The organism is Fibrella aestuarina BUZ 2, assembly GCF_000331105.1.
Classification (GTDB): Bacteria; Bacteroidota; Bacteroidia; order Cytophagales; family Spirosomataceae; genus Fibrella; species Fibrella aestuarina.
Genome location: NC_020054.1, coordinates 2,361,472 through 2,378,499, shown reverse-complemented (window position 1 = coordinate 2,378,499; position 17,028 = coordinate 2,361,472). Strand labels below are relative to the sequence as shown.

Annotated in this window: 14 protein-coding genes and 1 riboswitch; of the genes, 11 read left to right on the top strand and 3 right to left on the bottom strand. The window is 58.1% G+C overall.

Translation table 11 applies throughout. The annotated features are described in order from the left end of the window. Window positions 1-19: 19 nt before the first annotated feature. Both FAES_RS09760 and FAES_RS09755 read left to right on the top strand, forming a co-directional pair. Window positions 20-1,924 carry a type VI secretion system baseplate subunit TssF gene (locus FAES_RS09760; RefSeq protein WP_015331037.1) on the top strand — a complete coding sequence of 635 codons (1,905 nt, stop codon included), beginning with the start codon at window positions 20-22 and terminating at the stop codon, window positions 1,922-1,924. Further along, window positions 1,921-3,009 (top strand): hypothetical protein, encoded by a 1,089-nt coding sequence (locus FAES_RS09755; RefSeq protein WP_015331036.1) that lies wholly within the window; start codon window positions 1,921-1,923, stop codon window positions 3,007-3,009. Before FAES_RS09760 ends, FAES_RS09755 begins: the two co-directional genes overlap by 4 nt. Window positions 3,010-3,033: 24 nt before the next feature. Here FAES_RS09755 and FAES_RS09750 read toward each other — a convergent pair whose 3' ends face one another. Both FAES_RS09750 and FAES_RS09745 read right to left on the bottom strand, forming a co-directional pair. Continuing rightward, window positions 3,034-3,879 (bottom strand): hypothetical protein, encoded by an 846-nt coding sequence (locus FAES_RS09750; RefSeq protein WP_015331035.1) that lies wholly within the window; start codon window positions 3,877-3,879, stop codon window positions 3,034-3,036. Window positions 3,880-3,999: 120 nt separating this feature from the next. Next, window positions 4,000-5,262, bottom strand: coding sequence for a hypothetical protein (locus FAES_RS09745; protein WP_148289332.1), 1,263 nt, complete (start codon window positions 5,260-5,262; stop codon window positions 4,000-4,002). A 236-nt stretch (window positions 5,263-5,498) separates the two neighbouring features. Between FAES_RS09745 and FAES_RS09740 the strand changes: the two genes are divergently transcribed. The 8 genes from FAES_RS09740 (at window position 5,499) to FAES_RS09705 (ending at window position 15,737) form a co-directional block, all read left to right on the top strand. Next, the gene (locus tag FAES_RS09740; protein WP_015331033.1) at window positions 5,499-6,338 is read left to right on the top strand and encodes a hypothetical protein; all 840 of its coding nucleotides are present in this window, start codon (window positions 5,499-5,501) and stop codon (window positions 6,336-6,338) included. A 103-nt stretch (window positions 6,339-6,441) separates the two neighbouring features. Beyond that, window positions 6,442-7,065, top strand: coding sequence for an FHA domain-containing protein (locus tag FAES_RS09735; protein ID WP_041257722.1), 624 nt, complete (start codon window positions 6,442-6,444; stop codon window positions 7,063-7,065). A gap of 17 nt (window positions 7,066-7,082) precedes the next feature. After that, complete coding sequence (locus FAES_RS09730) at window positions 7,083-7,808, top strand: FHA domain-containing protein (protein ID WP_158408762.1); 726 nt, start codon at window positions 7,083-7,085, stop codon at window positions 7,806-7,808. Between the two features lie 116 nt (window positions 7,809-7,924). Beyond that, a complete protein-coding gene (locus tag FAES_RS09725) occupies window positions 7,925-8,854 on the top strand; it encodes a PP2C family protein-serine/threonine phosphatase (protein ID WP_051054058.1) in 930 nt (309 codons plus the stop codon). A 126-nt stretch (window positions 8,855-8,980) separates the two neighbouring features. Then, window positions 8,981-11,221 (top strand): serine/threonine-protein kinase, encoded by a 2,241-nt coding sequence (locus FAES_RS09720; protein WP_158408761.1) that lies wholly within the window; start codon window positions 8,981-8,983, stop codon window positions 11,219-11,221. Window positions 11,222-11,267: 46 nt separating this feature from the next. Continuing rightward, a complete protein-coding gene (locus FAES_RS09715; RefSeq protein WP_015331028.1) occupies window positions 11,268-13,787 on the top strand; it encodes an ATP-dependent Clp protease ATP-binding subunit in 2,520 nt (839 codons plus the stop codon). A 108-nt stretch (window positions 13,788-13,895) separates the two neighbouring features. Continuing rightward, window positions 13,896-14,867, top strand: coding sequence for a TssN family type VI secretion system protein (locus tag FAES_RS09710; protein WP_015331027.1), 972 nt, complete (start codon window positions 13,896-13,898; stop codon window positions 14,865-14,867). Between the two features lie 102 nt (window positions 14,868-14,969). After that, entirely contained in the window at window positions 14,970-15,737 is a 768-nt protein-coding gene (locus FAES_RS09705) for an EcsC family protein (protein ID WP_041257719.1), read from the top strand. Window positions 15,738-15,747: 10 nt separating this feature from the next. Here the strand turns inward: FAES_RS09705 and FAES_RS09700 are convergent, their stop codons facing one another. Then, a complete protein-coding gene (locus FAES_RS09700; RefSeq protein ID WP_015331025.1) occupies window positions 15,748-16,137 on the bottom strand; it encodes a winged helix-turn-helix transcriptional regulator in 390 nt (129 codons plus the stop codon). A 164-nt stretch (window positions 16,138-16,301) separates the two neighbouring features. On the opposite strand from FAES_RS09700, the gene FAES_RS09695 reads away from it, so the two are divergent. Continuing rightward, the gene (locus FAES_RS09695) at window positions 16,302-16,658 is read left to right on the top strand and encodes a DoxX family protein (RefSeq protein ID WP_015331024.1); all 357 of its coding nucleotides are present in this window, start codon (window positions 16,302-16,304) and stop codon (window positions 16,656-16,658) included. 93 nt (window positions 16,659-16,751) lie between these two features. Continuing rightward, a riboswitch (cobalamin riboswitch) is annotated at window positions 16,752-16,975 on the top strand. Window positions 16,976-17,028 lie beyond the last annotated feature (53 nt).

Genomic DNA, 17,028 nt, shown 5'->3' with positions numbered 1-17,028 from the left:
CTCGATCCTCACCTCGTCTATGAACCAACTCACCGCTAAAGATTTTACGCGCGACGAAATCCGGAAGCGCATGATCCGCTACGCCTCGGCCATCTGGCAGATGCGCGGCAAAGACGTTGAAGCCACCGATCCGCTGGTTAGTTACCTGATGGAGGCCTGCGCCTTCGAGCTGGAAAATACCGCCAAAGCCATCGAGCAAACGCGGGGCCACATTGTCAACCGGCTGGCGAGCGTGATGTGCCCGGAGGTGATCGACTTGCCCCGGCCCGCCCACGCCATTTTCCACGCCCGTCCCGACGATTTCCTGCTCGATCTCGACCCGTCGGTTCAGTTTTATCACCGGCCGCCGGTGCGGGAAGGCGTTCAGCGCGACGTCTTTTTTTCGCCCGTCGTGAAGAGCCGCCTCGCCAATGGCGAAGTGCGCTTTCTGGTGAGCGAGCAGGGCATTACCGAGTTTCGGGGCTTCGACCGGATGCAGTGGGAGAAACAGGCACAGCCCACTTTCACCACCCCCTACCAGTCGGTCTGGATCGGGCTTGAACTCGATGACTACGTGCCGTCGATTGGTGGCTTGCCGCTGCACTTCGACTGGGAATCGGAGTCGCCGCAGCAAAAAGCGGTGTATTACCGAAAACTGCACGACGGCTACCAGTCGACCTGGCACCTCAACGGGCAACCCATTCCCGTGTATCCGGGGTTCATCAGCCCCGATACGCACGCGGCGCACCTGGGGCCCCAACTCGACGTGTTGCACCTGCTCGAGCAGGATGTCCTGAACCTCTACAGCCGGAGCTTCATGACGCTGGGCAACGTACCCACGCGCGACGACTGGGGACTGGCGCGCAGCCTGACGCCGCCGGGCTACCTCTTCAACGAGCAGCAAACGCGGCTCTTTGGCAACCGGCCCCTGATCTGGCTCGAGCTGCGGCTCAGTCGGGATTTCCCGCCGCTGGCCGTCGCCAATATGGACGTGCGGATGAACTGTTTCCCGGTGATGAATCGGCAGCTCAACCGCATGCAGCAACGCCTTTCGCTGGCGCTGAACGTCTATCCGCTCAAATCCGACATCGAGTTTCTGTTTATCCGGCGCGTCTACGATGCCGACAGCAAAGATTTGTTCCGGTCGTCGCCCCTGCGCGATTTCGATGAGCTGGAGGAAGACTCGTTCATGTGGCGCCCGCACGACGTGGGCCGGTTCGACGAACGCAACGCTCACGATTTGCTTCAGCAGGTGCAACAACTCCTGCTCGACGAAAACCGGGCGTTCCGGGCACTGGGGTCGGGCTGGTTCGTGAAAACGCTGGATGAACTCAAACGAAACCTCGACGACCTCGGGCAGCAGTTGCAGGCCATGCCAACCGAAGGGTTCAAGATGGGCCACCCTTACATCTTCATCAAGCCGCGCCGAAACGATAGCAACGTGTTTGTTGAGTTCTGGAGCACCAACGGTAAATCGGCCAACTATATTCCGGCGGGAACGTACCTGAGCTACTACGGCGGCTACGACTCCATCCGCACCGGTCCCGAAGACCTTTTTCTGGTGACAGGCACGGTGGGTGGCCAAAACAAGCCTAGTGTCGACGAGAAAGAGTATCACCTGCGCCAAACCCTGCTGACCCGGCAGCGCCTCGTCACGATTGCCGATATCGAAGCCGAATGCAAAGCCTATTTTTTTGGTCGGCTGGGCGGTATTCCGGTCGATGTACAGGTGCAGAAAGCCTTCGCCGAAAACCTCATCGAAGGGGCTGGGTACGTTCGCTGCCTCGACGTGGTGATCGTACCGCGCAGCCGTACCAATCTGACGCCCACTGAGTGGGACGCTGAGTGCGACCGCTGCCAGCAACACCTCGCGGCCCGCTCGGCCATGAACCTGCCCTACCGGGTCCGTATGCAAGCCACCTTTGCTCCCATTCGTACACTATGAGGCCCGATATCATTGCCGAACAGATTGGGCGGCTGCGCAGTGACGTGCGGCTGGAGGTCGTGCTGGCCGAACTGTTTTACGACGGCGTCAACCCCATGCGCGAACTGCTCATCCACCCGGCGGGCCTGTTTGAGCGAAGCTTCCGACACGACATCGGCCGCGCGACCGTGGGCAACCCCGACGTCTGGGGCACCGGCCCGGCATCTATCGACCCGTCACGGCCGCAGTACATCAACATCGAGGTGCACCGCGACGGCATCTACGACTACCTGCCCGAGGGCCTCTTTCACCAGCCCAGCAACCTGGGGCGCGATCAGGCCGAAGTCTTCGACGACATCGACGAGCAAGCCCGGCGGCAGCGGGGCATGCGGCAGTTTTTCCAGCCGATCGAGCAGGAGTTTTACTTGCAGGGGCTGGCGATGGAGCTGGAGGAGCGCAAGTACCTCATCAACGAGCAGACCCTACGCCAAAACGATCAGGGAGCGGTATTACGGCAGTTTTGGGGCCTGCCACCCGATCTGCTCGACCTGCGGCAGCTCAACAACCTGCTTCATCTGCTGCCCATTGCGCACCGGCTCGTGCACAATACCGAGTTGGTGTCGCAGGTGTTCACGCTTATTCTGGGCGTGCCGGTGGCAATCCGTACCATTCCGCCGCTGTTGCACCTGATTACGCTGAGCGAGAACGAGACGCCCGCGCCCAGCGAACTGTCAAAAGCCGAACTGGGCAGCTTTGCGCTGGAAGGCGTTTATCAGGATACGATGCCGGCCTATGAGATCAGCATCGGGCCGTTGCATCCAACCCGCCTCAACGAGTTTCTGGAAATTCATTTTGACGGGAAAGTCATCTTCGTCGGCGATAGCCGGAAGATCGTCAATCTGCTGATTGAGTACTTTATGCCCTATGAGACGGACGTGGTGGTCAACCTGAAAATCAGGGACGAACTCTCGACGCCGTTTAGTGTGCCAACGCACGCGGGGCGGCTGTCGAAGAACCCCCAAGTGAAACGAACCTTCACCGTTAAAACGCCACAGAGCGAGTTGGATAGCACTCTGAGTGTGCTGGGCAGCACCACCTACATCTGATCGTGGCCAGCGCGATGAGCGGGCCTACAGCCGGGCCATGGCCCGGTCGATTTCGTCCAGATCCTGCCGAATCTGCTTACGAATGGCAAAACTCGCTTTGGGGTTCTGCCGGATCCGCATCATGTCCTGCCGGGCCTCCGTATAAAGCTCGCGGCGCTTGGTTTTGTCGTTGTACTTTTCGAGCAAATCGGCCTTGTCTTTCGCGCTGGACGCTTCGCAGTATTCCAACTCGGCTTTGAGGGCGTCGAGTTCACCGCCCCCTCCTCCTCCGCCACTACCGCCACCGCCGCCTCCACTCTTGCCGACCGTAGCGGCCATCTGGGCCAGTTGGGCCTGTAGCATGGCGTTCTGCGTATTGAGGTTCGTTTTTTCGCCCTCCAAGCCCTGCACCTTGCCTTTCAGGTCCTGAATCTCGGCGGTGTCATCCTTAAAATTCAGCAGTTGGGTCCGTTTGGCGAGGTAATTCCGGCGCTCGTTGAAAACCCGGTACAGATACGAACAGGCCATATCGCGCATGGCGAGCCGTGCGCCTGAAAAACGGGCATTCTTCTGAAACTGATCGACCCGGTTTTTGAACTGATTATTCTGCCGGTCGGCGTCGTTGATCCAGGCATTCCAGGTTTCCGACGAAGCCGTCTCTTCGGGCCGGGTCTTGTCGATTTCCTCCATCTTCTTCACGAACGTCTGGCAGGCTTTCATCTCTTCGGCCAGATCGCGTTGCTCAACCACCGCCTTGGCGTTAGCGCTGGTGCTGCCCGCCTTTTTGGTCATAATGTACGTAATGCCCACCGGCACCGCCGTGATGAGCAAGTAAACCAAAGCGAAGTTGAAAATAGAGGCACTACGCTCTGCACTGTTTATGGCTTCCATTGAGAGGAAAAGTTTGATGGTTTAAGGGGCAACGGCTACGGTTGCTTCACTGGCGCTACAGCCAACTCTGGCTCCTGCCAGAGCAGCTCAACGCGAGCCGTCGAACGTTGAACGAATGGTTTACTGAAAGCTGTAGCCGCCATTGAAGGGGTCCAATACACGTTGCTGGTTGGGCGCTTCGCTGACGTGCGTCGACCGGCGCTGGGTATCGAAATTGTAGTCGGTGTTTTCCTGACCAATGTACTCCAGCTCGGTCATTTTCCGAAAAATCTGCTGGATCATGCCCCAGCAGCGATCAATCGCCACGGTATACGGTTGCAACTGCGCGTGTTGGTAAGGTTTGGTGATCACCTCGACCAGTGCCTTCTCCACCAACGCCGGTTCCAGATTGGTCCAGCTCTGGAAGTAGGGCAACACCAGCTCCCGACCCGATGACGCCGAATTTTTATCGGGTTCGCAAAGGCAGTCGAGGGTCGTTTTCAGCTGCCGAGTCGCCCGCACGATGTAGCGCAGGTACGTGATCGGTGCCTGCTCGCGCCCGCCAAAGTGCAGGTGGTTCAGCACATCGTCGAGCGATTGGGCCACTTCTTCCGCTAAGACCCGGATCAGTTCGGCCAGCGGCCCCGCCCGGAAGGCCTGATCGGTCCGGCGTTTCCGGATCACTTTTGCCACAATCTGAACGGCATCGCGCTGCACCTCGGCAAACAGTTTCTGCGACCGATCGGCCCAGGCCAGCAGGCCCGAATGCGCCCCCAGCGCCGAACAGGCCGGAATGTAGGCCTCGTCGTTGGTGAGCACCCCAAACTTGCCACTAAGCTGCCCCACCACCAGGTGATACGATTCGAAGTCGGGCGAGACGTACCCAACCGATGGCCGAACGGCGTTGGGATCGACGGCAGTGGTATCGGTCTGGTAATTGGGTACGATCGTCAGCTGGTAGGTCGGCAGCGTGAATGGCGGCCGCGGAAACGGCTCGTTGTTGGCCGGCTGTCCCTCGGGCGTCCGCCGGAACGGATCGACGGTCAGCACAATCAGCAGTTTCAGATCGTCGGAGCGCGGCATGTTGTATTTATCGAGTACAGCTTGCAAACTCGTCGACAGCTCAACCGGCTTGTCGATCAGTTCGACCCGCCCGCCCGAGCCCGTGATAGCCCGGCAGTTGCTCAGCCGCACCTGAATGTTCTCGTTCTGGTCGATAATCACCTGCAGGTTGAACGGCGGGGCGTCGGACAGGAGCAGCCCGTAGGTGGAAGACAGCAGGTTCAACGCCGACGCATCGCGCACGTGGTCGGTGACGAAGTGCTCGAAGTCGGAGAAGTGACGGCGGGCTATTTTCATGCCGTCTACCCAGTTTACGGGCAGATGTTCAACTTTTGGCAACATAACAGGAAACGAATTTTACGGTATGGCCCAATTAGTAGTATGACAAAAGAAGTGCTTATTAACTAAACATAAAACCGCTTTAGTAAACGTAGGGCAACTCAGCTCACGCGCCACTTAACTGACCGAAAAGTAGACTAAGCATACCTTTGAAGCGTTAATATATAGGTTTAGTTTTCAACAAAACGTACTTTAGTCGTTCAACGGTTTTATTCTTCTCAGTAAACACATCAGCACGTATGAATCCTTACGATAACGCGCAGGAATATACCAACGGCCAGGAGCCCGAGTATGTAGAAGCAAACCGGGTGACATCGCCCGATCAGAAGAAAAACGTCGCTGTGGCCGCTGGGGGAACCACCCTGCTGGCCGCCTCGGCCATTGGGTTAGGTATGCTCGACGACAGCGATAACAGCAGTGTCAGCGAGGAAGACCTGTCGGATGCCAACCGCTACGACAGCAGCGTCACCCCCACTGAGCCACCACTGATTGTACCGATCTCGAATACGAGCGGCGTGTCGTCGATGAACGACCTGGACAATCTCGACACCTTTGACAAAGCCTTTGCCGCTGCCCGCCACCTAGTGGGTCCCGGTCATTACTTTACCTGGCACGGCAATACCTATAATACATATTACACCGAAGAACTGGACGCGCTGACGCCGACCGAACGGCAGGCGTTCGTGGCATCGCTCGACGGCGCCCAGCCCGAGGTAACGCCCGTGCCCGCTCAGCACCACGAGTCCCAGGTTCATCATCAGGCCGCGCCCATGCTGGCCAGCCATACCGACGTTGAACCCGTTCCGGCAGGCGCGCATGACGTACCTGAAATTACCCCGGTAGCCGTTCCGATGGCTGCCGCCGTGGGTGCCGCTGCTGCCTACCCCGAAATCACGCCGGTTGCTGCTGAGCATACCCAGCTGGCCGCGGTCGAGCCCACCGGCATGGGCCCTCATATCGACTCGGAAGACGAGTATATGGGCCATCAGATCGTTGGGCACGACGACGTGGCCGATCATTACGATCAGGTGCATGACCAGATCAGTGGGCACGACGTAGGCCTGCACATGGCTGAGTAACCAGTTCGTTTACCGTTTGGTGTGTCCGGTTTGATGTTGACCGCTTCCTGGCGAGTCGACAGCAAACCGGACACACTGAATGCCCTTTCCTTCCATCCATCCTATGACCGCACCAAACGTGAAGCCGCCCGTTGTTACGGTTGGCCGGAGCAAGAACAACCACATTGTCATCCCGACGCTGTCGGTATCGGAACAGCACGCGCAGGTGATGCGGCTGGGCGATGAGTTCTGGCTGGAAGATAACAACAGTTCCAACGGCACGTTTGTCAACGAGTTTCGGATTACGCGCCGACGCCTGCAACCCGACGATCAGATTCGGATGGGCAACCAGTTAATTACGTACCGCCGCCTCACCAAAGCGTTCACGCGTAACCCCGACGATTACACGAAGGAGTTTGCGGAGCTGGAGCACATCTGGAACGAATACGAATCCCTGAAAGAAGGACTGGAAAGCCGTAGCCTGCTTGATCAGGGCGCCGATCTGCTGATGGGCGTGCCCGTGGTGGGTATGGCATTGGGTCGACTGATGGGCGCTGAACGGATGGCCCAGAAACGCCGCACGCTGGCCGAAATCGACGCCAAAATGACCACCTTGTATGCGTGCCCCAAATGCGGCACCCCGTTTCCGCTAACCCGCGATTCGAGTTTTCAGATGCTACTACAACGCTCAGTCAATCAAAAGCAGGGCCGCTGTCTGGCGGGATGCGGAGCGATTTGGACGGTTTAGCCACCACGACGTCTACTATGGGACTCTACCGATTCAACTGCCCGGAATGCAAAAAGCATTTCAACACCGAAAGCTCACTTCCCTGGGCCGTTGACCAAACGGCGATGGTTGTGTGCCAGGCGGGCAAGCCCACCAAATGCCTGGTCTACTGCGCCGGCGAAGCCGAACCCGCTCCACCACCCGTTGCCGTAGCTACGGCGCAGGGGGCCGCTGCCGTAAACGGGGGACCGGTTCCGCCCGCATCGTCGGGCACGCCAACCATTGCCCTGGCCGACGAACCCAGCGGGCGGCAGATTGCCTATCTGGAAGTACAAAGTACCGATGGCGGTATCCACCGCCTGCCTATTGAGGAAGGCAGCGTACAGACGTACGGCCGCAAATCGGACTTCGACGTCTGCGATTACCCCATCCCGTCGGAAGATAAAAAGATGAGTCGCCTGCACTTCCAGATCGACTGCCGGGTTCATAACCGCCGCCCTTCCTATATCCTGTCTGACTGTGGCAGTGTGCATGGCACCCGCATCACGCGGCAGACTGAAGAGCAAACGCACGTGCTGCAATTGTATGCCAACAAACAGGTCAAAGAGCAGCAGGACGGCATCTGTCTCGAGCCCAACGATTTTATCACCGCCGGTGTCACCATCCTTCGGTTTGGGATTGATCAGGCCTCCGACGGCTCGGTATCCAATGCCAACGACACACAGGATGGGCAGTATGACCCGAACAAAACGACCGTTTTTTAACATAAACGCTGTCAGTAAGTAGTCATCCAAAGTCATTCGTTGCCATTTTTTGTTGAGTGTATCATCAATAAATGACAGCGAAGCGAATGACGGCAACGCCTAATGACCTTTTCTCCATGTATAGCGTTACGGCCATCTACCCCCCCATTGGCTTCTCAGAACGGGGCCGTCGGGACAACAACGAAGATTATGTGCTGCCCTTGCCCGGCAGGGCGGTTGTCAACGACCGGCTGTTTGTCGTCTGCGACGGTGTAGGCGGGGCGCAACGGGGCGAGCTAGCGAGCTTACTGGCCGGCGAGGCCATGTTTCGTTACTTCAAAAACAATCCCGGCGTTGCCGTAACGGCTCCCTTCGTGCGGTCGGCCCTGCAGGCCGTTGAAGAAGCGTTCGATCAGGCCATTGCCGAAGAGCCGGAAGCCAACCTGACGGGCATGTCGACAACGCTGACGCTGCTGAGCCTGCATGAACAGGGCGTGACGATCGGGCACGTGGGCGACAGCCGGGTTTATCACGTTCGGGGCTCGTCGATCCTCCACCAGACCACCGACCATTCGCTGGTAAATGAATTGGTCCGAGCCAAGCAGATCACCCCCGAAGAAGCCCTCAATCATCCCCGCCGCAACGTGATTACCCGGGCCATCCAGGGAAGCGGGCGGCCGTCGTCGATCACCGTCTACATCACCCAGGACATTGCCGCCGACGATTATTTTTTCCTGTGTACCGATGGCGTGCTGGAATGCCTGAACAACGAAGACCTGCTTCGGATCCTGAGCACGACTACCCTCTCCGACTCCCAGAAGGTAAGTCATATTCTGCGGGCCTGCTCCGACGGCTCCCGCGACAATTTTTCGGGTTACCTCATCCGGGTGGCGGAGGTAGCGCCGCTTGCCCCGCTGCCCGACCCCGACTATCCGCCGCCGCCGCAGTCGACCCGGCTGCATGAAACTACGGCGGCCCCGCCCCCCGAGACATCCAACGACTTCTCCTTATTACTCGACGACCCACAGCCCCGCGAACGAGGTTGGTTACACCGGCTTTTTTCGTAAATTAACTGATGGTAAAAAAGAACAGGGGTTGAGAATCAACCGCCAACGTGAAACAGGCTGCCCTCGGCAACCGTCGCGTCGGCTACCTGAATTCATTCATTGAATGTCAGCTTAACACACTACGTTGTGGAATACCGTAAGCAACAGTTTGAAACCTACGAGGCCTTTACCCAGCAATTTTCCTGCGACTACAGCCAGCCGCTGGCAAGGGGCGGGCATGGGGAAATTTATCGGGGTGTTGATCTGGAAACCAACGAAGAGGTAGCCATCAAACGACGGCTGTATAGCCCTGACAGTGATCTCATTACCTTAGAGAAAGAGTTTACGCACACGCAGGCCCTGCCCCCCAACCGGTTTGTGGTGCGCTACGTGTATTATGGCCGCTACGCCACGCCCTTCGGTACGTTTGAATTTCTGGTGATGAAATTCTACCGCGATGGTAACCTGACGCACAATGCCCTCCCCTGGCATCAACTGACGGAAGCCCAACAGCGGCGGTTTACTGAAGAGTTTCTGAAAGGACTGGCTCACCTGCACCGTCATCAGGTCATCCACCGCGACATCAAGCCGGAGAATATTCTGCTGGTAAAATACATTGATGCCGATGGAGCTGCCTACCGGCCCGTTATCGCCGATTTCGGGATCAGTAAACTGCTGAGCGAAAACCCGGAGGCGCATACGCTGATGCAAAATTCGATGCGCGTCGGCACGGTTACCTACATGGCGCCTGAGCAGTTGCGCTCGCAGAGCCTCAGCTACAACGCCGATCTGTGGGCCTTCGGGATTATTCTGTACGAAATCATTACGGGCAAATACATGATTGCCCGGCGGTCGTTCCCCGATCTGCAACGCGAAGAAGCGTACACGTTCTGGCGCAACGCCGACGAACAGCGGTACCCGGCCGATATGGAAGCCATTCCGGAGCCCTATCAGCAGATTATCCGCCGCTGCTTGCTGGCCGACCCTACCGAACGTGTTCAGTCGACGGATGAACTGCTGGCATTGCTGTCGATACAACCCCAGCTCATCGAAGCCGACAAGCTCATCAAAGCCGGGCAACTGGCAGAGGCCGTCGAGCAACTGGAAGCGATCGAGAGCCGGGCTTCGCTACCGTCGGTGGGCCAGAAGTTGAACGAATTACGGCTGCAACTGGCCCTTGCCAAACCCGTTGAGCCTCTGGAACCCGACGTACCCATCGCCGACCGCCCGGTCGATTTCGACGATGACGCGTTCGATTCGGTATCGCTGCCCCCCGTGGAACCGGTTTCGGTATTACCCGAACAGGCCCAGCCCCGGCCAACGTACCCAGCGGATGACGATGACCAACGTACCCAGCAGTTTACCGAGCAGCTTGACCCCATCTGGCCCACTCCTGCCGAGAAAATCCCGGTGTCTCCGCTCGCGTCGTTTAACGTACCTGAGCCTGTTCGGGTAACGCCTGAGCCAGAGGTCAGGTCGACGAAAAAAGGCACCAAAAAGACGAGCCAGCCTGCCGAGGCTACGCCCGTAGTAGCTGAGGTAGCGACCCCAACGCCCGACGAGCCCTTCGCCGATCTGGACGTACCCACGCCCGATCGGCCGGCTGATTTTTTTGTCGACGAAGAGCCCGTCGCCGAGCAGCCAGAAGCCACCCTGCCCGACGAGCGCCCGCTGACCTTGACCGAACCGTTGGATGACGTTAATACAGACACTGCCGAGGCAGCACCCGACCAGGCCGACACAGCGCTGGCTCAGGCTGCGCCGGCAACGCCGGATGTTGCTGTAGAAGACGTACCGGCTCAGCGCGACGTTGCTGACCCCGTTTTCCCGCCCCCCCAACCACCCGCGAAACCACCAGTTCCGCCTCGTGAGCCGTGGCCCGTTCGGGAATGGGTCGGCGACTTGCGCGATCAGTCGAAGGGGTTATACAATCGGCTGAAAACGCAGCGCAACACCCGCATGATCAGCCTCGCCGGTCTGGCCCTGATTCTGGCGTCGGTTCTGATTTATTCGTCGGGCCCAACGGAAAACAACGCCCCCGCCCGGCAGACATCGCCGGTGGTGAGCGAAGATTACCGCAAGGCGCTCAAGTTGTTCAAAGCGTATCAGGTCGTTTATGAAAAAACGGGCGAGCTGAACCCCTATCTGTGGTCGTTTGTGCACTGCAACCCCGACTATGACGACAGTCTGGTTAATTCGGCGGTGATCCGGGCCAAAGCAATGGTCAACTATACGCAGAGCCTGTTTCCCGAACACGAAGCCAACCTGACCGGCTTTAAGCGACAGGAAATGAAGCATATGCTGGTGAGCAAAATTGGCTGGGAGCAACTCCCCCACGACCCCAACTGCGCCCCCGGCCAATTAATTGAAAATGAACAAAATAAATAACGGATAACCCGACAAGCCCCAACGCCCGTTCATCCTCCCTCCACCCATGACCTTATCTGCTTCCACCAAACGAGCCGTTCAGATTGCCCAGGCGCTGGCTAAAGAAACGCAGCATGCCGCCGTGTCGCCGCCCCACCTGCTCAAAGGCCTGCTCCACAACGATGTGGGCCTGGCTAGCTGGGTAGCCGCGCTGGGTAAAGACGTTCATTTTTTGCGCGACTGGGCCGATTACCGCATCGAACTGCTGCCTCGTAATGGTAAAGTCGTTGAGAATCCGCCCAGTGACTTTCAGACGCAGGCCGCCTTTCAACTGGCCGATCTGATGGCCACCCAGTTCGAGACCATGGAAGTAGAGCCGGTGCATGTACTGGCGGCCCTGCTCAAGCCCAAAGTGGCCTTTTCGGAAGATCAGCTCAAGTCGCTGCCGATGGTCCAGAAAGAAGTGCTCGACGCCATTCAGGATGAACGCATTGTGCTGAACGGACTGCAACCGGGGCAATCAACCGGTACCGCTCCGGCGGGCGGGGCTGAGGGCGCACCCGACCAAACGGGTCAATCGGCCCTGAGCCGGTTCTGCGTGAACAAAACCGACGTAGCCCGCGAAGGCAAGCTCGACCCGATTCTGGGCCGCGATCGCGAGCTGCGGCTGATGCTGGAAATTCTGCTGCGCCGCACCAAACCCAACGTGATGTTGCTGGGCGAACCGGGCGTTGGCAAAACAGCGCTCGTGGAAGGCTTCGCGCAGGCCATTGTGGCGGGCACCGTTCCCGAATCGCTCAAAGCGTCTGAGTTGTACGAACTTGATCTGGGCTCACTGGTGGCGGGGGCTTCCTACAAAGGGGAAGTCGAAGACCGCATCAAAAACATTATCCGCGAGCTAAAGCAACTCGATAAACCGATTTTGTTTATCGACGAAATTCACATGCTGCTCAACCCGCAGGGGTCGGTGGGCGCGGGCGTTTCCCAATTGCTCAAGCCCGAACTGGCGCGGGGCGAGCTGACCGTCGTGGGCGCTACCACCCTCGACGAATACCGGCAATACGTGGAGAAAGACGAGGCCTTCAGCCGCCGGTTCGAGCAGCTGCCCGTGCATGAACCCACGACCGTAGCGGCCGCCCGCATGGTGGGTACGTTGATTCCGCGCTACGAGGAGCACCACCAACTGACCACTGAGCCGGGGGTGGCTGAAGAAGCCGTTCGGCTGGCGCAACGGTACGTGAAAGACCGTCGCCTACCCGACGCCGCCGTCGATCTGCTTGACCGCACGATGGCCGCCATCCGCACGATGGGCCAAACGGCCGAGTCAGACATCAAGGCGTTGCAGACTGAATTGGAGAGCGTGAGCGAGCGCGTAGCCGACCTCGAACCCGCCGAGCAACTGGCCGAATACCGCTGGCTGTTGCAGCAAATGCAGAACAAGATCAGCCCCATTCTGCAACAACAACTCCCCGACGAAACACAGCCCGACACCATCGAACTGCCCGACGTACTGGCCGATTACCTCCGCGACCGGCTGGCCCAATTGCTCCCCCTGACGAGCATCCCACACGAGCAGGTACGCAAGCAGGACGTTGCCGCCCTGGTAGCCGCCAAAACAGGTATTCCGATGGGTAAGCTACAAACCAACGAGCGCGACCGGCTGTTACGGATGGATGAGGTGTTGCGGCAGCGCGTGGTGGGGCAAGACCATGCCGTCGAAACGCTGGCTGCGGCCATTCTAGAAGCACGGGCGGGCCTCAGCACTGGCAAGCAACCCACGGGGGCCTTCTTCCTGCTGGGACCTACCGGCACCGGCAAAACCGAGTTGGCCAAAGCCCTAGCCGATTTCCTGTTCAACGATGAGTCGTTCCTGATCCGGTTCGATATGTCGGAGTTTAAAGAAGAACACTCCGCCGCGTTGCTGTACGGCGCCCCTCCCGGGTACGTTGGTTACGAGCAGGGTGGTTTGCTGGTGAACAAAATCCGCGAGAAGCCTTACTCAGTCGTGCTGTTCGATGAAATCGAAAAGGCCCACCCGTCGGTGTTCGACATCTTCCTGCAAATTCTGGACGAAGGCAAACTCCACGACCGACTCGGTAAAGAGGGCGACTTCAGCAACGCCGTCGTGCTGTTTACCTCCAACATCGGCAGCGAATTTGTGGTGAAACAGTTTGGCGAAGGCACCATCCCCGCCGCTGCCGACCTAATGGAGATTATGAGCCGCCACTTCCGGCCTGAATTCCTGGCCCGCCTTACCGAGATTGTGCCGTTTGCCCCAATTTCGGAGGCCAACGTGGTGAAGATTTTCGATATTCACCTCCGTGGTCTCACCGAGCCCCTGCGCAAACAGGGGATTACGCTGGCCATCAGCCCCGAGGCGCGGCAGCAACTAGCCCTCAGTGGATTTACCCCGCGGTATGGGGCCCGGCCGCTCAAAGGCGTCATTCGCAGTCAGCTACGCCGCCCCATCTCGCGCATGATTATCAGCGGCGAGCTAACCCCCGGCTCGACGCTTCACATCAATCTGGACGATCAGTCGGCGCTCACCTGGACAGTCGAATCCGAAGCAGAAGTAGTTAACGATTAATAAAGGAGTTTAACATTTGACGTCTGGCGTTTAACGTTAGTGTCCGTCGCTGCGTTATTTTGGCACCCGCTCTGAACGTTAAACGCCAACCCTCAACCGTCAACAGGAATGTATACCCCCAACTTTGGCAATGAAGCCCGTTCGTTAGTTACCACCACCGTCTCCCAGGCGAAAGGGCGGTTTATCCGTCGGCCTGAAGTACGGGGTATTATTCTGTACATGCTATGCACAATTCTGGTATTTGGTGGACTGGCTTTTCTGGGTCATGCCATCATCATCAACGAGTTGTTACCTAGCACCGCCAACGTTGTTTTGTGGACCTACGGCATCTTGCTGGGCATCGTCTTCCTGCTTGGCATGCTGCACGTGGTGATAATGCGGGGTAGCCTGAGCTGGATCCGGCGCGACGATTACATGCTGGGGTCGATCTTCACCATCGGTGTGGCTATCGTAGGTGGGCTGACCATGTTTTTCATGGGCAGTTGGGGCCGGTTGTTCGAAACACTGGCCGCACAGGAATTCAAGGCCAACGTGCGACCGCTCACCAGCACGATCATGGCGTTTCCGCTCCCCTACTTCATTCGCTGGGCGTTTGAGCTATACGAGCAGATTCCACCGAAGATTTACAAACTCTGGCGATACAACCCGCTGATCCGGCTACCCAACCTCACAGAGCGCGACCGCAACAACACCAAAGTAGTGACGTTTGTCCTCGACGTGAAGTTTGGCGAACCCAACCCCTACGACATGCGCTCGAAAATTCCCGACGTGATGCTGGTGGGCGATGGCTTCAAACTGACCCTCGACGAAGACAACCGCAAGCACCCCAACCGGCAGATCGAGATTGCCAACGCCCGCGCCGAATTCTACGAGTGGTATTTCTACATGCGCCGCGCCTGGTGGAAGCCCATGAAGTTTGTTGACCCCTACAAAACCGTCGAAGAAAACCACCTGCGCGATGGCGACCGCATCATCGCTACGCGCCGTCAACCGGCTCGCCGCGTGGCGCCCAGCGCGTTTGGCAACCCGGGGCAACCCAACAGCGGAGGCGCCTACGGTGGCGGGTATACGGGTCGGTAGAACGTACCCAGCAGCATGAAGATGGCCCGGCGATCAATCAAATCGCCGGGCTGTTTTGTTTACGCAATAGACGCTGGCCCTACCGGTCATCGACATCCTGCCATGAACGTACCCACAACCCCTTACGAAGAAGCCGCCCGCCGCGAAATGCAAACCTGGGCCGATCAGATGCGCCGACGGCCCTCGGTGATGAACCGTCTGGCAAAGTCGCTGCAAACGCGCATGAACCGGATCATCCCCGAAAAAGTCCATGCCGTCATTACCGGGGCCATCAAGCACATGACCCGGGCCGTGCTGATGGGGTCTGAATACACCGCCCCGACGCCGGTGCTCGATCAGTCGCTGCCGGAGTGCGAAAGCAACGTAGCCAACCGCATTGCCTGGTACAAGCGGGTGGGTGCCGCCGAGGGCGGCCTCACCGGCGCGGGTGGCCTGCTGATTGGCCTGGCCGATTTTCCGCTTTTGTTAAGCCTGAAAATGAAGCTGTTGTACGATATCGCCGCGCTGTATGGCTACGACGTGAAAGACTACCGCGAACGGCTGTATGCGCTGCATGTGTTTCAACTGGCGTTTTCGAGCCAAAGCAGACGGCAGGCCATTTTTGCCCAGATGGAACGCTGGGACGAACACGCCCACACCCTGCCCGACGACATCAATCAGTTCGACTGGCGCACCTTTCAACAGGAGTACCGCGATTATATCGACCTGGCCAAAATGTTGCAACTGGTGCCTGGCATTGGGGCGGTCGTGGGCGTCGTGGCCAACTGGCGGCTTATCGATGAACTGGGCCAAACGGCGGTCATGGCCTACCGGATGCGCCGATTGGGATTAGCCACCCCCACAACCCGTCGGCTACCCAGCGTATCGTAAGTGAAGTACGTTACTGCACCTCTTTTTTCAGGATGCGGGTCCGATGCTGCAAGCCCCAGGCCCGCAACGCCTCGATCACCGTGTCGAGCGAACCGCTATAGGGAGTCAGTTCGTATTCAATCGTTACCGGCGTGGTTGGGTACACGTTGCGGGTCAGAAACTCATTCATTTCCAGCTCTTTCAGCTCCTTGCTGAGTATTTTCGCCGTGATGCCGGTTACAGCGCGCTGCAACTCCCGAAAGCGGATGGGCCCCGAACGCAGGGCAATAATAATTGGCAGTTTCCATTTGCCATTCAGCACATACAGGGCATCCTGCACGGCTTGTAGGCTTTGGTTACAGGCTTGCTCGGAATGCGGAATAGCCTGACCGGCCACAGTAGCTTCGACTGGTGTGCTCATACCCTAAAGATAATACCCAGCCGCCATTACCGGGCCGGTATCCTCAAGGATAGTGGTATCCTTTGGGATACTGCTAACAAAAAGAAACCATACCGCTGTAGGTTTGCCAAGGCTGGCTGCCACTGGGGCACTGGCTCCAAATCGACCTCTAAATAAGACGAGTTGTGAACGCTAACATCAAAAAGATTCTGACCATCATCGTTACGATGCTGGCTGCGGGTATGGTTATCTTGAGCGGTGTATTAAAACTGACTCAGTCAGCACAGATACTTGAGACCCTCAATAAAGTGGGCGTAGGTCAATACGCTATCCTGCTGGGGTGTATGGAAATTGGCTTTGCCCTGCTGTTTCTCTACCCCAAAACCATAAAGCTGGGCTTCATTCTGCTCTCCTGCTATTTCGCCGGGGCCATTGCTACGGAACTGTCGCACGGCACGCCCTTTAATGCGGTATTGCCGATGGTACTCATCTGGATTAGCGCCTTTTTGCGCGACCGATCGGTGTTCCTGACGTGGGAGTAACGACCTGTGGGCGAAGCCGATAGCCAATCGTCGACTTCGCCCACAGGCTTTGTTTTACACAAGCCCGGTATCATTTCCCGGATTCGCCCTTACCTTTGCCCGCGAATTCAGGTGCCCAATGCCCGCCTCAGCGCTGGCCCGACGGCTTAATAGGGAACACCGGACGCCCATTTTTCGGGTTGAAACCGGGACTGTCCCCGCAACTGTACTGCTCGCGTAACGAGCCGGTTCTTGCTACATCGCCACTGATCGACCCGATCGGGAAGGCGCGAACCGGTGAGCAAAGTCAGGAGACCTGCCTGCAATTCGCCGCTCTGGGGATGATACGGAGGATGTCCCGCCCATAGCCCGAACACCCTGGTCCCGTTCG

Bases quoted from the DNA above. Each gene is read 5' to 3' on its own strand.
- FAES_RS09760 (WP_015331037.1), top strand. From the start codon at position 20: ATGAACCAACTCACCGCTAAAGATTTTACGCGCGACGAAATCCGGAAG.
- FAES_RS09755 (WP_015331036.1), top strand. From the start codon at position 1,921: ATGAGGCCCGATATCATTGCCGAACAGATTGGGCGGCTGCGCAGTGAC.
- FAES_RS09750 (WP_015331035.1), bottom strand. From the start codon at position 3,879: ATGGAAGCCATAAACAGTGCAGAGCGTAGTGCCTCTATTTTCAACTTC.
- FAES_RS09745 (WP_148289332.1), bottom strand. From the start codon at position 5,262: ATGTTGCCAAAAGTTGAACATCTGCCCGTAAACTGGGTAGACGGCATG.
- FAES_RS09740 (WP_015331033.1), top strand. From the start codon at position 5,499: ATGAATCCTTACGATAACGCGCAGGAATATACCAACGGCCAGGAGCCC.
- FAES_RS09735 (WP_041257722.1), top strand. From the start codon at position 6,442: ATGACCGCACCAAACGTGAAGCCGCCCGTTGTTACGGTTGGCCGGAGC.
- FAES_RS09730 (WP_158408762.1), top strand. From the start codon at position 7,083: ATGGGACTCTACCGATTCAACTGCCCGGAATGCAAAAAGCATTTCAAC.
- FAES_RS09725 (WP_051054058.1), top strand. From the start codon at position 7,925: ATGTATAGCGTTACGGCCATCTACCCCCCCATTGGCTTCTCAGAACGG.
- FAES_RS09715 (WP_015331028.1), top strand. From the start codon at position 11,268: ATGACCTTATCTGCTTCCACCAAACGAGCCGTTCAGATTGCCCAGGCG.
- FAES_RS09710 (WP_015331027.1), top strand. From the start codon at position 13,896: ATGTATACCCCCAACTTTGGCAATGAAGCCCGTTCGTTAGTTACCACC.
- FAES_RS09705 (WP_041257719.1), top strand. From the start codon at position 14,970: ATGAACGTACCCACAACCCCTTACGAAGAAGCCGCCCGCCGCGAAATG.
- FAES_RS09700 (WP_015331025.1), bottom strand. From the start codon at position 16,137: ATGAGCACACCAGTCGAAGCTACTGTGGCCGGTCAGGCTATTCCGCAT.